11 protein-coding genes, 4 tRNA genes and 1 pseudogene are annotated in these 15,859 nt (G+C 43.7%); 10 read left to right on the plus strand and 6 right to left on the minus strand.

The features are described from left to right. Positions 1–5: 5 nt before the first annotated feature. Positions 6–1,496 (minus strand): amino acid permease, encoded by a 1,491-nt coding sequence (locus tag BLQ60_RS04265; protein ID WP_092616556.1) that lies wholly within the window; start codon positions 1,494–1,496, stop codon positions 6–8. A gap of 44 nt (positions 1,497–1,540) precedes the next feature. Continuing rightward, positions 1,541–2,557, minus strand: coding sequence for a methyltransferase (locus BLQ60_RS04270; RefSeq protein WP_092616558.1), 1,017 nt, complete (start codon positions 2,555–2,557; stop codon positions 1,541–1,543). Positions 2,558–2,960: 403 nt separating this feature from the next. On the opposite strand from BLQ60_RS04270, the gene typA reads away from it, so the two are divergent. The 3 genes from typA (at position 2,961) to BLQ60_RS04285 (ending at position 7,174) form a co-directional block, all read left to right on the plus strand. After that, positions 2,961–4,796 carry a translational GTPase TypA gene (typA, locus tag BLQ60_RS04275; RefSeq protein WP_092616561.1) on the plus strand — a complete coding sequence of 612 codons (1,836 nt, stop codon included), beginning with the start codon at positions 2,961–2,963 and terminating at the stop codon, positions 4,794–4,796. 123 nt (positions 4,797–4,919) lie between these two features. Beyond that, positions 4,920–6,350 carry a DKNYY domain-containing protein gene (locus tag BLQ60_RS04280; RefSeq protein WP_092616564.1) on the plus strand — a complete coding sequence of 477 codons (1,431 nt, stop codon included), beginning with the start codon at positions 4,920–4,922 and terminating at the stop codon, positions 6,348–6,350. Between the two features lie 137 nt (positions 6,351–6,487). Then, positions 6,488–7,174 carry a pirin family protein gene (locus BLQ60_RS04285; protein WP_092616567.1) on the plus strand — a complete coding sequence of 229 codons (687 nt, stop codon included), beginning with the start codon at positions 6,488–6,490 and terminating at the stop codon, positions 7,172–7,174. A gap of 77 nt (positions 7,175–7,251) precedes the next feature. Here the strand turns inward: BLQ60_RS04285 and rnr are convergent, their stop codons facing one another. Then, positions 7,252–9,804, minus strand: a complete 2,553-nt coding sequence (gene rnr / locus BLQ60_RS04290) for a ribonuclease R (RefSeq protein WP_092616570.1) — start codon at positions 9,802–9,804, stop codon at positions 7,252–7,254. Between the two features lie 47 nt (positions 9,805–9,851). Then, complete coding sequence (locus BLQ60_RS14185) at positions 9,852–9,986, minus strand: hypothetical protein (RefSeq protein ID WP_280137873.1); 135 nt, start codon at positions 9,984–9,986, stop codon at positions 9,852–9,854. A gap of 71 nt (positions 9,987–10,057) precedes the next feature. Between BLQ60_RS14185 and BLQ60_RS04295 the strand changes: the two genes are divergently transcribed. From BLQ60_RS04295 to BLQ60_RS04310, 4 genes are all read left to right on the plus strand, one after another. Continuing rightward, positions 10,058–10,149 (plus strand) — tRNA-Ser (locus tag BLQ60_RS04295). Between the two features lie 30 nt (positions 10,150–10,179). Beyond that, positions 10,180–10,256 (plus strand) — tRNA-Arg (locus BLQ60_RS04300). Positions 10,257–10,303: 47 nt separating this feature from the next. After that, positions 10,304–10,380 (plus strand) — tRNA-Arg (locus BLQ60_RS04305). 203 nt (positions 10,381–10,583) lie between these two features. After that, positions 10,584–10,660: transfer RNA gene (locus tag BLQ60_RS04310), tRNA-Arg, on the plus strand. A 99-nt stretch (positions 10,661–10,759) separates the two neighbouring features. Here the strand turns inward: BLQ60_RS04310 and BLQ60_RS04315 are convergent. Further along, complete coding sequence (locus tag BLQ60_RS04315) at positions 10,760–12,160, minus strand: SRPBCC family protein (protein WP_092616573.1); 1,401 nt, start codon at positions 12,158–12,160, stop codon at positions 10,760–10,762. Between the two features lie 254 nt (positions 12,161–12,414). On the opposite strand from BLQ60_RS04315, the gene BLQ60_RS04320 reads away from it, so the two are divergent. Together BLQ60_RS04320 and BLQ60_RS04325 are read left to right on the plus strand one after the other, a co-directional pair. Further along, positions 12,415–12,912: a YcxB family protein gene (locus BLQ60_RS04320; RefSeq protein WP_092616576.1), complete on the plus strand. Its 498-nt coding sequence runs from the start codon at positions 12,415–12,417 to the stop codon at positions 12,910–12,912. A gap of 119 nt (positions 12,913–13,031) precedes the next feature. Next, positions 13,032–13,685: a fumarylacetoacetate hydrolase family protein gene (locus BLQ60_RS04325; protein ID WP_092616579.1), complete on the plus strand. Its 654-nt coding sequence runs from the start codon at positions 13,032–13,034 to the stop codon at positions 13,683–13,685. 135 nt (positions 13,686–13,820) lie between these two features. Here the strand turns inward: BLQ60_RS04325 and BLQ60_RS04330 are convergent. Continuing rightward, positions 13,821–15,062 (minus strand): annotated as a pseudogene (locus tag BLQ60_RS04330) (YihY family inner membrane protein); the annotation flags it as partial. A 197-nt stretch (positions 15,063–15,259) separates the two neighbouring features. Between BLQ60_RS04330 and wrbA the strand changes: the two are divergent. Continuing rightward, entirely contained in the window at positions 15,260–15,853 is a 594-nt protein-coding gene (gene wrbA / locus BLQ60_RS04335) for an NAD(P)H:quinone oxidoreductase (protein ID WP_092616585.1), read from the plus strand. The last annotated feature ends 6 nt before the right edge of the window (positions 15,854–15,859 follow it).

The following is a 15,859-nucleotide window of genomic DNA, read 5'->3' on the forward strand; positions in this document are numbered from 1 at the left end:
ACAGACTAGTCATTATCCACGTTTAAAGGACGGACATCCATGCTGTGATATGGAATCAGTTTGGTTTTATATTTCCATTTATAACCCAGCCAAATCGCCAAGAATAACGGAATACTGATATAGGTTGAGAGTAGACCGAGCCAATCGATTTGACCGCCGAGGAGCGCTTGATAGTTCTGACCGAGAATAATCAAGCTACACAGAATGAACGCAAACCACGGTGCAAAAGGGAAGAATTTGGCACGATATGCCAGATCATTGAGTTGATGACCTTGCTTGAGATAGCCTTTACGAAAGCGATAATGTGAAATCGCAATGCCGAGCCAGACGATAAATCCGCACATGCCTGAAGTATTCAGTAGCCAGTTAAATACCGCTTCTTCGCCAATAAATGTGGTGAGAAAGCACAGCGCAGCCACAGCAGTGGTCGCATAGAGTGCTTTCATCGGTACGCCACGGCGATCAAGTTTGGCAAAGACTTTCGGCGCACGACCTTGTCTTGCCATGTCATAGAGCATACGTGTTGAAGAATACATGCCTGAGTTACCCGCTGAGAGAATCGCAGATAAAATGACCGCATTCATGACACTGGCTGCAAAGGCAAAACCTGCTTTTTCATAAAGTAAGGTGAACGGCGATAGCGCGACATTTTCAGTCTTTGCGGCGTGCAGTAGCATTGGATCGTTATACGCTACCAATGTGCCAATGATGAAAATACACAAGATATAGAACAACAAAATCCGCCAGAAAATCTGTTTAATTGCTAATGGAATGGTTTTATGCGGTTCTTTGGATTCGCCTGCTGCTACACCGACCATTTCTGTACCTTGGAAAGAGAATCCAGCAATCATGGCAATCCCGATCATGGCTTGTAGCCCGCCGACAAAAGGTGCATCACCAGTGACCCAATTCTGCGTGATACTTTGGGTCGGATCGAGCATGATTTTGCCAATGGTAAATAAACCGATCGCAATAAAGACCACGATGGCGACCACTTTGATCATGGAAAACCAAAATTCACTTTCACCAAAGCCCTTGACCGTGAGCGCATTGATGCCAAAAATCACCGCTAAAAATAGCGCACTCCAGTAAAAACCTTCGATCTCGGGAAACCAAAACTTCATGATGAATTGTACGGCGACCAATTCAAAAGCCACGGTGATTGCCCAGTTGTACCAATAGTTCCAACCGAGGGCAAAGCCGAAGCCTTCATCGACATAGCGACTGCCATAGGTGAAGAACGCCCCTGAGCTTGGATAATGTGTTGCAAGCTCTCCCAGACTGGTCATCAAGAAGTAGATCATCACGCCAATGAGCGCATAGGCGAGCAATGCGCCCCCTGGACCTGCGGTAGCGATGGTTGCACCAGAAGCGAGAAATAGCCCTGTACCGATCGAACCACCGATGGCGATCATATTCAGGTGGCGAGCACTGAGCTTACGCTTTAAGTGTGGCTCGCCTTGTGGGGCATTGTCTATGGCAGAGTTATTTTGCATAGGTTATCCATGTTGCATGCAGGTGTTGATCAGCCATGCAAAGTTTAGCGGTTGGCATATAAAATCTTAAATCCTTTCGAGTCATCTTTTAGCACACAGTGTCCAAATTCAGTCTCAATTAAGGCAGGATAATTTAAAAAACGATTGGCAACGATCCACAATTCCCCTTGAGGATAGAGGCGTTGCTTGGCAAATTGACAGAGATTTTCACTGGCTTGGTAATGGGTCTTGATGCCTTGATGAAAAGGTGGATTGCTCACCACGATGTCAAATTGATCTGAAATGTCTTGAATGTCGGTAATTGCCAGTGTGGTCAGTTGCTCGCTCAGTTGATTTTCGGCAAATGTAAGTTCTGTCGAGCGAAGTGCAAACGCATCAATATCGACCGCAGTGATTTTTCGATTTGTATCTTGCTTTGCTAAAACGGCAGAAATCACCCCAGCGCCACAACCAAAATCCAAAGTTGTACCCGATTTAACTTCACTCAGATAAGGCAAAAGCTGTGCCGTACCGACATCGAGATGATCTTGGCTAAATACCCCAGGTAGGGCGCAGATTTTCAAGGTTTTTCCATTGACTTCAATCGGATAGTGTTTAATCCACGTGTCGAGATGAGTTGCTTTTTCACTTGGTAATTTATCAATCACCAGTTGCCATAGCTGACAATGTCGTGCACTATCGAGCTTAATCGTCTTGCCGAAGCCTTGCAGTTGTTTGGCACTGCGTTCGATGCCAGCTTTTTTTTCACCGACTAAATAAATGGATTTGCCTATGCCGAGTAAGCGAATGCATTGCGCCAAAATATAGTCGAGCAAGGTCTTGGCTTTGGGCACAAAAATGATGATTTGGTCATATTCATCGGTCTTTGGTTGAATGCCAAACGTGCTGTCGAGATGACTTTTATAATAATGACGGTCTGCAAAATTCCACGTCCATACCGAGACTCGATCAACGCCAGACTGTACAAGTGATTGAAAAAGTTGGTCTTGTGGTGGATTGACCAATAATACGTGACCTTGCCAATATTCATGGCGGAGAATCACTTCACTTTTTGCATCCATGGACTGTACTCATGTGCTGATGTAGGCAGGGGTTAATCGTGAAAAAGAGTTGATTGCAAGTTAAGCAATATTTAAAAAGGCGACTATTTTAATCAACCTTTGCAATAAGGCAAATAAAAAATGATAAAGTGCGTTGATTTTAGCCCGATGCGCCAGTGCAAAAATACTCGACAAACCGCTAAAATCGAGGCAAATTGACGGATAAAATTGTCATCCAAGCGCAATAATAATTTGACAAAAGTCCGCTGATTTTATTTTTGATATGACATGTAAACTAAAAAGCATTTGATTTATAAGTAAAAATTTTTTAAAAATCATCTCATCGTTGTCGTCAAACTGTCACTACTCAATGTTAGCCTTTTACTGTATAATTTGTCCTCAAATTTTCTAGTAGCATTTTTTCATGTCAGATATTAAAAATCTTCGCAATATTGCCATTATTGCGCACGTCGACCACGGTAAAACCACATTGGTTGATAAATTACTTCAACAATCAGGTGCGCTCGGTGACCGTGCAGGCGAGATTGAGCGTGTCATGGATTCCAATGCGCTAGAGAGCGAGCGTGGGATTACCATTCTTGCAAAAAATACAGCGATCACATGGTTGGATCAACGTACGGATACCACTTATCGTATCAACATCGTCGACACCCCAGGACACGCCGATTTCGGTGGTGAAGTGGAACGTGTGATGTCGATGGTAGACTGCGTACTTCTTCTTGTTGACTCACAAGAAGGTCCAATGCCACAAACTCGTTTTGTAACGCAAAAAGCCTTTGCACGTGGTTTGAAGCCTATCGTGATCATCAACAAAGTCGATAAGCCAAGTGCACGTCCAGACTGGGTCATTGACCAAGTATTTGATTTGTTTGATAACTTGGGTGCAACTGATGAGCAGTTAGACTTCCCAATCGTCTATGCATCAGGTCTTCGTGGTGTGGCAGGTCCTGCGCCTGAAGAGCTTGCAGAAGACATGACCCCGCTATTCCAAACCATCGTTGATATCGTTGAACCGCCTGCGGTTGACGTGGATGGTCCATTCCAAATGCAGATTTCATCACTTGACTATAACAGCTTCGTGGGTGTCATCGGTGTTGGTCGTATCCAACGTGGTTCTGTGAAGTTAAACACGCCAGTAACAGTGATCGATAAAGAAGGCAAAACCCGTAACGGTCGTATCTTAAAGATCATGGGTTATCACGGTCTTGAGCGTGTTGATGTTGAATCTGCCTCTGCGGGTGACATCGTGTGTATCACAGGTATTGATGCGCTGAACATTTCCGATACGATTTGTGATCCAAAAAATGTGGAAGCATTGCCACCGCTTTCTGTCGATGAGCCGACCGTATCGATGACTTTCCAAGTCAACAATTCACCGTTTGCTGGTAAAGAAGGGAAATTTGTCACTTCACGTAATATCCGTGAGCGTCTTGACCGTGAATTGATCCACAACGTGGCACTTCGTGTAGAAGATACCGACAGTCCAGACCGTTTCAAAGTATCTGGTCGTGGTGAGCTTCACCTGTCTGTATTGATTGAAAACATGCGCCGTGAAGGCTTTGAAATGGGCGTATCTCGTCCACAAGTAATCATCAAAGAAATCGATGGTGAAAAACAAGAGCCGTATGAAAACGTGACCTTTGATGTGGAAGAACAGCATCAAGGCGCAGTGATGGAACAAATGGGTCACCGTAAAGGCGAGATGACCAATATGGAAGTTGACGGCAAAGGTCGTATCCGTATTGAAGCAACAGTCCCTTCACGTGGCTTGATCGGTTTCCGTTCAGAGTTCTTGACCATGACTTCTGGGACAGGGATCATGACATCGAGCTTCTCGCATTACGGTCCTGTGAAACAAGGTTCTGTGGCGAAGCGTCAAAACGGTGTGTTGATTTCTATGGTTCAAGGCACTTGCTTGGGTTATGCATTGTTCAGCTTGCAAGATCGTGGTCGTTTGTTTGCTAAACCACAGCTTGAAGTGTATGAAGGCATGATTATCGGGATTAACTCTCGTTCTGATGATATGACGGTCAACCCAACCAAAGCGAAACAGCTCACCAACGTGCGTGCGTCTGGTACCGATGATGCGTTAACTTTGGTTCCTGCGATTGAATATACGCTAGAACAAGCACTTGAATTCATTGAAGATGATGAATTGGTTGAAGTAACACCGAAATCAATCCGTATCCGTAAGCGTTATTTGACTGAAAACGAACGTAAACGTAATCGTGATAAATAATTGATGTTTTAAGTCATGATGTTTTAAGTCTTTTGCTCTGCGGAGCGATAAAAACCGATTTCGAAAGAAGTCGGTTTTTTTATGCTATATTTTTATCCACAATCAAAAGAATAGAGCAACAGCATGAAGCAATCGAATCAACCTTATAGTAAAGCTGGACTATGGACGATTCGTGTGGTGCAGGTGATTTTGGCGGTGACCGTACTATTTGCCTTGCTGATGATTTGGGGGCTAACTCGCAGTGATTTAGAACCGAGTAGCTATCAGATTGATCAACATGGTCAAGATATTGGGACTCGTTCTGCATTTAAAATTTATAAAGATAAGTTGCTTGTTGCGGTGCCAAGTGGTGGCTATTACCCCTTAGCTCAGGCAGATATTTCGACGATCCGACTGCTCAGTGATGACTATAATGCACGGCACATCGCAGTCGATAAAAATCATCTGTATTGTGGCAATCACATAATTGCTGAGCTCAATCCTGCAAAGAGTCAAGTGATTGGTCAGGGCTATCTGACCGATGGCAAGCACAGTTATTATTGTGCGCCAATGACTGAACCCAATTCAAATCTGAGTGCAGTGCAAGAAGTTTGGCAAGAGATTTTATACACCTTAGGGTTGGGCGATAAGCCGCTGGGATATTGGCATCCGATCGTCAAACTGAATCATACCAATGTCCCGTATAAGATCACGCTAGATGGCATCGCCAGTAATGGTTCGAGCACCTACTATGAAGGGCAACTCATGCCACAGGTGAACGCAGATGCGCTGTACTATATCGCAGAGCGAGCCAATGGGCGTTCCTTGCCTCGAGTGAGTGAGCACTATTCCAGTGATGGTGAACATGTTTATTTTGATCAGCGCTTGCTTGATTTAACATCAAATCCTGATTTGCTTTCGATACGCTTTGGCACGCGCGATCATTATTTATTTGATCCAAAAACGCAAAATTTTTATCTCGAAGATCAGGCTTTTCCTGCGAAAAATGTACCGTACAAAATGTTAAATCCAAGCGATGATCACGCATACCATGCGTTATTTCTCTCACCCGAAGGCATTTATTTTTATCATAAGCGCAATCAAAAGATTGAACGTGCAGGGGACAATCCATTTCATGCCAAACTGATCCAACTTGCGCCAGATGTGTATAGCGATGGCAAAGATACCTATTTTTTAAGTCTAGCAAGGAAGACCGTGCGTAGTCGGCGTGGGCAACGCCTGTGTTGGTTTGCTACTAATCTCAATCGGCTTGAAAATACCCCGCCAGCATCATGGCAGAAGCTCACAGATGTGAAATATGACATTTGGCAAAAGGGCACGCTGTGGCGCAATCAAGATCGAATCTACTATTTTGATGAGCTTGGACAAGGACAGCTATTCAAAAGTGCAGTCTACCAAGTGATGGATGCAACGAGCGTGCAACAATTACAAGGAAGCGTGCGAGACGATGATATTCGCCGTATGATCTATGATGAGAAATTAATTATTCCAAAAACAACAGATCCGATTCAAGCCAAAGAAAAAGTACGATTCTGCTTTTCTTTGAGTGATTAACTGAGAATCATAGATAGTTTTTTTGAGAAATGATTGCAGTGTTCTAAATACAAGACAATGTATGTTGATTTTGTAATATTAATAAAAATTAATTAATATATAATTATAGTTAGAAATAATTAATATTGGTGAATCCTATGCAAGCCTATCTCCATCGCAGTGAAGATCGTGGTCACGTCCAAGCAGGTTGGTTGGACACTCGACATAGCTTTTCTTTTGGTAGTTGGCACGACCCGAAATATATGGGTGTCAGCGCACTGCGCGTCATTAATGATGACCATATCGCAGGCAATCAAGGCTTTGGCACGCATCCGCATGACAATATGGAAATCTTGACCTGTGTACTTTCAGGTGCGATTTCGCATAAAGACAGCATGGGCAATGAGGGCGACATCAAAGCAGGCGAATGGCAACTGATGAGTGCGGGTACTGGTGTGCGTCACAGTGAAATGAATCGTTTTGATGAGCCTGTACATTTGCTACAGATTTGGGTGATTCCGAATGTACAAGATGCTGAGCCGACCTATCAGCAAGTGGCGTGCGATCCGAATGACGCACCAAACCAATGGCATCTAATCGCAGGGACAACTGATCAAGCGCTGATGCACATCCGTCAAAATGCTGAAATTCGCAGTGCTGTATTAAACGCAGGGCAAAGCCTCAATGTGGATGTGGTAAAACGAGTGAACTATGTGCATCTGATCAAAGGTGAAGTGAATATCGGGGAGCACACTGTGAGAGCAGGCGATGCCTTAGTCTTTGAGGAGAATGCGGTGATTCAAGCGAGTGAAGACAGTCAAATGATTTGGTTTAATTTGCCTTGAGTTTTAAATCATGCATCTTTTAAAAGAATGAAAAGCGAGCCGAGGCTCGCTTTTTAGTGTGCATACTTTAGAAAGGTTTACTCCTCTCTCGCCTTAGCATTCGACTTTTTGGATTTCTTGGTCGATTTCTTTGCTTTGGCTTTTTTCTTCGACTTCGCTTTTGCGACATCTGCATCTGATTTTTTTGCCTTTTTCTTTTTCGGCTTTTTATCAGTCGGTTGCTCGAAGATTTGCTCTAAATCTTTTTCTGCCTTGTCGGTTGTTTCCAGATTTGGCAAGACTTCGGACACTGGTTTCTTACGGCGTGTAGTATTTGGTCTAGCGCTTGTCGGATTGCTACCATTTGCATTGCCAGATGCCTTTGCACGTGTCGGACGCTTACTATTTTGATTTGCATTTGGTGTCTGATGATTTGCACTATTTGCATCAGCACGATTGCTTCGTGGCGCACGACTACGCACTGCACGACCTTCACTGGTCAGTTGTTTGACCAAATCAAAATCAATTTTGCGTTCTTCCAAATTCACTTGAGCGACTTTGATTTTAATGGTGTCACCCAATGCAAAAGTGCGTCCATGATGCTGACCGACCAAGCGTTGTAATGGCGCATCATAAACAAAATAATCATCGCCTAACTGACTGATATGGATCATGCCATCGACATACAAGTCTTTGAGCGTGATAAATAAACCAAAATCCGTCACGGTGGTGATGACGCCATCGAATTCCTCACCGATATGCTGCTGCATATAATGACATTTTAACCAACTGGTCACATCACGAGAGGCTTCATCGGCACGGCGTTCGGTCTGCGAATAATGCTCACCAGCGGCATCGAGTGATGCACCTTGTAGCGGATACGGTTTGTTTGCGAGTTTGGCTTTAATCGCCCGATGTAGCAGTAAATCAGGATAACGACGAATCGGTGAAGTAAAGTGCGTGTATGCCTCATATGCCAAGCCGTAATGTCCTGCATTTTTCGGGCTGTAATAGGCTTGCATCATCGAACGCAAAAGCACCGAATGGATACTGGTGGCATCGACACGATCTTTGGTCGCTTCGATGACACGTTGATAATCGGCTTGCGTCGGCTGTTCTGGGAAAGTTAAACCGAGCAATTTGACAAAATCACGGACTTTCTGAATGCGTGAAAACTCAGGTGGCTCATGCACACGATACAGTACAGGCACATCTTGTTTTAAAGCAAAATCTGCGGCGGCAACATTGGCAAGGAGCATACATTCTTCGATCAAGCGATGTGCATCATTACGGCTACGAGGCAGAATCTGCTGAATCGCACCTTTATCATCAAAGGTCATATAGGTTTCAACAGTTTCAAACTCCATTGCATGACGCTCTTGGCGTAGATTCAGTAAAGTTTGATAGAGTTGGAACAGCGTATTGACTGATTTATGAATCATCTTATCATCAGGAATGGCTTTGGTATTGCCTGATAAATAGTCAGCGACTTGAGTGTAAGTTAGGCGTGCCTTAGAGTGCATCACTGATGGATAGAGCTCATAACCTGTGACACGACCAGCACGAGAAAGCGTGAGGTCGCAGACCATACACAGACGATCAACGTGTGGATTCAGTGAGCATAAACCATTGGAGAGGGCTTCAGGCAACATCGGCAAGACATAATGCGGGAAATACACCGACGTACCACGTTGCTGTGCTTCTTCATCGAGCGGTTGATCAACTTTGACGTAATGGCTGACATCGGCAATCGCCACCACGACACGATAGCCGCCGCCTGCACGCTTTTCTGCAAAAACGGCATCATCGAAATCTCGGGCATCTTCACCGTCAATCGTCACTAATGGCAAATCTCGTAGATCAATGCGTCCTTTGCGATCTTTTGCCGAAGGCTCTTTGTAGCTTTCAGCTTCTTTGACCACTTCATCAGGGAATTCATAGGGCAAGCCATATTCCAAAATCGTTGCAGGAATAATGATTTGCGTATCGGCGTGATCCGCCATCGACTTGATCACATGCCCTGTGGCGAATTCTTCACGCGTTGGATAATCATCAATGGCAATACGCACTGCATCACCGATTTTCAAATTGGCATGCTCAACCAGTTCTTTTTCTAAGGTAATTGGTTGATGTGTATTTGGCGTATTCGGTTGAATAAAAAATTCACCCTCATGCTCGCACAATTCGCCAATAATTTGTTGCACTTGATGTTTGATGACTTCGGTAATAAAACCCTGTTGCTTACCACGGCGGTCAATACTGGTCGGGCGGACACGAATACGATCACCATGAAACACAAGGCGAAGTTCACGCTCTGTAAGCACCAAATCATGATGATCTTTGATCACCGCAAAGCCTTGACCACGATGGTTGATTTCCACTGTGGCATCAAACTCTTGATCATCATTGCATAGCTGATATGTTTGACCGATACGCAATAATTGCCCATCACGTACCATTGCGCCCAGACGACGACGTAAGGCTTCGAGATTATCATCACTATTTAAAGCAAATTTTTCCGCAATATCATCATAGCTCAAGCCTTGTTCAGACTGTTCGATATGCGAGGAGATCAAGGTACGGCTTGGAATCGGATTGTCGTAGCGCTGTGATTCGAGTAAGGCTTCGGGATCGTTCCATTTTTTTGTCATGTTTTACTCCCAAGAATTTCAAAAAAATATATAGATTGCCCAAGAGTTTAGCATATTGCCTCCAGCGCTTTGTGGGTATTTTCTTGCAGGAATTCATCACTTTTGGCTTTATTGCCAAGCACAATGCAAAGCCGATCGCCATGAGCGATGATTAATTGCGCAAAAAGCATCGCATCTGCCACTGAAACTCAAAAAAAAGCATCGCAACACTTGAAGCGCACGCATTTAATTTGTATTATGGCGACCTCGTTACGGTGAGATGTCCGAGTGGCCGAAGGTGCTTCCCTGCTAAGGAAGTGTGGGTTTTATAGCTCACCGAGGGTTCGAATCCCTCTCTCACCGCCAACGAGATAATCTTTTTTTAAGATGTTTGATGCGCTCATAGCTCAGCTGGATAGAGCACTTGGCTACGAACTAAGGGGTCGGGAGTTCGAATCTCTCTGAGCGCACCACTTTAATTTTGCAATTAAAGTCAAACAGTTTAAATATTGATTGATGTGCGCTCATAGCTCAGCTGGATAGAGCACTTGGCTACGAACTAAGGGGTCGGGAGTTCGAATCTCTCTGAGCGCACCATTCATTTTGATGTTCAGATTTTTAAATTAAGATTTTAAAGTGAAAACTGATTAAAGATGAAACTGATTAAACCGCAGTCGTAAGATGAGCGGTTTTTTTGTGCCTAGTCTGTGCGGGATTGTGTGTAAAGCGAACAATAGATCAAATTGATTGAATTAAAGCTATGCAAAGCTCAAAAAATCCGTATAATGCACACACTTGATGCGCTCATAGCTCAGCTGGATAGAGCACTTGGCTACGAACTAAGGGGTCGGGAGTTCGAATCTCTCTGAGCGCACCAGATCATTTTGATATTAAGTTTTTAAAGTTAAAACTGATCAAAAATGAAATGATTAAACCGCAATCGTTAGATATGCGGTTTTTTTGTGCCTGATTTTTATTATAAACCGAGTTTAGCATCTGCCTTGGCGCTTACCACACTTGCCATTGATGCTGATGGCAATACATCGTGATAGGGTAGACTGCGCATTGCTCGCAGTAAAAATGGCGCATCTTTATGGATTTTTCCTGCGGCGATGACTTTCCAGACTGAACCTGAACCAAAGTCTTTGACCGACATACGTGATTTCATTAATTTCACATCGCCACCGACGGCATACATATCGACATGATTTTCTAGTGAGTTTTCTGGTGAGTTTGCTAGTGAATTCTCTGATGAATTTTTCGCCAAATCTACAAAGCGAATACGTGCACTGAAAGGGATATTAATCACACCCAAACCGACACGAATATCATAGATCGCATCTTGCGATTTCAATTGATCCTGATTTTGAATCAATTTGACGCTTTTCACTTGATTACTAAACAGCGTTTTAAAGATATTTGGTGAAAGTAGTTGTTTGGATTGGTCGCTTTTCGCCGAGAAATATTGATAGCTGGTGCTAAAGCGTAGATTTTCATCGCCATGTTTATAAGGGACAGCGGTACTACGGTGTACAAAGGTGATCGGTTGTTTGCTCTTTTTACTGAGTTGAATCAGATGCTGATATTCAGCCAAGGTGGTGAGTTTTTCAGGCACTTTGCCCGCACCGAGTTTGACGGCTTTGGCTTTGCCATTAAATTTTTCATTCAATGCTTCTAGCGCAAAAGTGTTGGCGCTATAGGGAATGCCTGTTTTGATTTCAGGCATGGCTTTGAGCAAGGTGCTGATGAGAAAGCCTTTGCTGACATTGAGATCATTCCAATGAGTGAGTGTGATTAAGGTTTTATTCTTTCCCAGTGCAAACCATTCAAACTTGCCCATACCATGTGGAAATGGGGAGTCGATCACGAGTGAGCTCATGCTGTTTTTAGTGAGGTGATGTTGTAATGTGATGTCTTCATCAAAGTTCAATACTTTGATCGGTGTGGGAATACTGACCTGATATTTGACTTGGCTGATCTGTTCTTGTGCTGATGTGTCAGATGTATTTGTTTCAAGCACTTCTGCTTTTTTCAGGGTAGGAAATAATCCAGCATATCCAGCGTAATTTTTTAAGGTATTGTAGACTTGCTCGGGTGTGGCATTGAGCACGAGGGCAGCGGAGCTATACTGCGCATTCTTGTAGCTTCGAGTACCAGATAGATCGCTATATTGAATGGCTTTGGGCACATGGCTATAGAGTAAAATGTCGTCATTTGCCAACTCGGCAACTTGTTTAGCGCTGTGATTAAATGGTGCAAGTGCGCTGGGTGTGGGATCTTGCCAAGTGACTAATTTGGCAAAACTCGAATTGGGCATGCCGATCAGCAGTCCTGTGAGGACGAATGAGATACACGCCGTGGTGGTGTGATTGTGCATATGAACTCCATGTTCGATTTTTTTGTTTTATGGCAGATGGCGTCGAAAAGACGTTCGACAATTGATCTGCATTCATTGGTTTTAGACAGCTATTTAAGCATAATGTCTTCGCAATAGAATGCATAAAATGTAACCAAGCACATGCGCATTGATGAAAAATACCGTGCTGGACAAATGTAAATGAAACGTGAATTTTGTATTGTCGACACTTCCTTGCTAAAGTGAGGTAGATTTTTTTTGAATGACCTTTCAGCATGACAGAGCAAGCAAGTTTTAGTTGTCGTTATTACCTGACTTTGGATGAGTCCAAAGAAGGTTTTGCCTTGGCGACTTTTGGTAAAAAGAAATTCACCCGCTATCTCACGCCATTACTGAGCGTAGGTATTATTATTTGGGGAATTTATCTGGGTTGGCAAGGCATTGGTCAGGTTTATATTATTTTGGGTGTGGCGTTTTTGCTGTTGCAACTGTTGATGCGCTTTGTGATTTTGCCCAAATTGTTTGCACGCCAATATCAGCGCTACAACTATGGTCAAATTGAACAAGGCATTGATCTGTATCAAGATCATGCCGTGTTGATCGCTGCGGATCGCCAGCAACGCTTTGCTTATAAAGATGTGCAGCGATTGATCGTTGGTAAAGTCAGCTATGTGATCGAGCTTAAAGATAAAACCGTGATTATCCTGTCCAAATCTGCGATTGAGGCGACAGGGCAACAAGCACTCTTTGAATCGGCGCTACGTCAGCATTAAAATTTTCTCAGCATTAAGATTGCGACAATAGACAGTAGTTTTTGCTGATTCATGTGACTGATCACATTGTATTTTAAATCTGCCATCGAAACCATTTACCCCACCAAGAGATTAATCTGATGAATACTCAAGCACTTGCACAGCGCCCGTCAAAAATGGTTTGTGTTGGACGCAGTTATGCAGACCACGCCAAAGAGCTTGGTAATGCAGTTCCTGAACGTCCTGTTCTGTTTATCAAGCCGCCGAGTAGCTTAGGCAGTTTGCAAGCGGGGATTGCGTGGAACAGTGATTTGGGTGAGTGCCATTTTGAATGTGAATTGTGTTTAAGAATTGCCAAACCATTGTCTCAAGTAACTGATCCTGAAGAAATTCTGGCATCGATTGCAGGGGTGACTTTGGGTTTGGATTTGACCATGCGTGAGCTACAAACTGAACTCAAAAATAAAGGACAACCGTGGGAGCGCGCCAAGGCATTTAATGGTTCGTGTATTTTGGCGGATTGGGTGGATTATGATCCTGCGATTGATTTGGATCAGCTGACTTTTACCTTTGCCCAAAATGGCGAAATTAAACAACGTGGCAATACCCAAGATTTGATTTTCACTGTTGTTGAGCTGTTAATTGATATTAATCAAGCCTTTGCGCTGGAAGCAGGCGATGTGATCATGACGGGTACGCCAGCAGGTGTCGGTGCATTACATCGCAATGATCAGCTGGAAATGATGCTCAACTATGGCGATCAAGTCTATCAATGGCAGACGTTTTGTCGATAAATTATTGAAATAAAAAACCATGCAAAATACGTTATTTTGCATGGTTTTTTTTAGTGGGATCGTTCCTTAAGTGGAGTGCTCAGCATTCAAGTCTTCAGGACTTATATTCTCATTAGTCATTGGCTGATCAGTTATTTTTCCGTCAAAAATCCTGGACAGCGGAATCGCTAATTTCTCTGCCAAATACGCATCCGACTCAGCCAAAGTAGAGCCAACCACTTGCATCACATGATCATCGGGTGTGCTGTCATTCAGTTCACTGCGATGTGGCAGTGCATACGGTAGGTTTTTCACAAACTGCCATAAGTTAACTTGTTCTAGGTTGCGGATGAGGACAAATTCATTGTTATCTGTGCGGGTAATGAGATTTTGTTTTTCCAATAATTCAATGAAATACGGCCATGTGCCGATCTCACCACGCCCAAGCACATCCATTGCCTCTCGATCCGAGACCGTGCCACCCGTTTTTTGTTTGTTGTAAAACAGCTCCAAAACATCTAAAAGCATCAAAATCGGATGGCGTTTTGTGGTTTTATCTGAGTGGAAAGCGGTGATGGCATAGCTGATTTGTACACCGAGCAAAATCACGATCCATGAGGTATAAATCCATAAGAGGAAAATTGGCAAGGCAGCAAAAGCACCGTAAACCAGTTGATAACTGGTAAAGTTGCTCATGATAAAGCCAAATAGATTTTTCAGCAGTTCAAACACCACCGCACTAAACACCCCTGCGATCACAGCAGACTTGATCGGCACGCTACGATTCGGAATCGTCCAATACAGCAGACTAAAGCCCAGACAAGTCAAACTAAATGAAATCAGCAATAAAACATAGCCAAAATCAAACTGATAGCCTGCAACTTTATTGCTGAGTAGATTCATAGATGCCACTGTTGAAGACAATACAAATGCCGTGCCCAAAATAATCGGTCCCAGTGAAATGATCGTCCAGTAGCGCATAAAGCCAACAATCCCACCACGAGCTTGGCGTACCCGCCAAATACGATTAAATGCCAGCTCAATGCTCGATAGCATCAACACGGTGGTGACAAAGAGAAATAAAACGCCGATGATGGTGAGGTTGCTTGAATTTTCAGTAAAGGCGCTGAGTGCTTTATCAAAAGCGATTGAGGTTTTTGGAAGGAAATTGCTATAGATCCAGGTTTGCATCTGCTGGCGTGCAGGTTCCAATGCCTTGATCGAAGACACGATCACCAAGAACACAGTCAGCATTGGCACGATGGCAAACAAAGTGGTATAGGTCAACGAGCCTGCACTTTCTCGACAACGGTCAGCTTCAAAGCGATGTAGTACAAAGAGGACAAACTGCACCCATTTCTGTTCCAAAATGCCCGAAGCCTTGAGTTTATCTAGCATGCAGTCTGTTCCTCATGTATCCCATCAATTGATTTAACGCACGCTGATCATCAAGAATGTGTGCTGAATTCGGCTTAATTATTACATTGAATTGAAAAACTGCAAAATTAACATCGTATTACATTGATTACAGCGACAAAAAGAAAAAATGCGTATTATGATGTTTTACCATAATTTCTCAGAGCGTTTGGGTGGATATGCAACCTTATATTTTGGTGCTGTATTATAGCAAGTATGGTAGTACTCGAGAGATGGCACACTTGATTGCACAAGGTGTTGAAGCGCAAGGTGTACAAGTGAAAATTCGTACCGTACCCGAGATTTCTCCTGTGGTGACCACGGCAGAGCCGAGCATTCCCGCACAAGATGATATCTATTGTTCCTTACAAGATTTACAGGATTGTGCTGGTTTGGCGCTGGGCAGTCCAACGCGGTTTGGCAATATGGCGAGCCAGATGAAGTACTTCTGGGATCAGACCACCAGTCTGTGGCTAAGTGGTGCCTTGCACGATAAGCCTGCATGTGTGTTTACCGCTACTGGGTCGATGCATGGTGGGCAAGAGAGCACGTTGCTCAGTATGTATTTGCCACTGCTTCATCATGGCATGCTGCTACTTGGGCTTAAAAATAGTGAAGCTGCGCTGTCGAATACCAAATCTGGCGGGACGCCTTATGGGGTAACTCATGTGAGCGGTTCACGACATGATCAAGCGATTTCAGAAGATGAAAAGAAATTGGCGATTGCGCAAGGACAGCGTTTGGCGAGTGTGGTGCAAAAGCTGAGTGCGTAAAAAGTC

Source organism: Acinetobacter marinus (assembly GCF_900096915.1).
Lineage (GTDB): Bacteria > Pseudomonadota > Gammaproteobacteria > Pseudomonadales > Moraxellaceae > Acinetobacter > Acinetobacter marinus.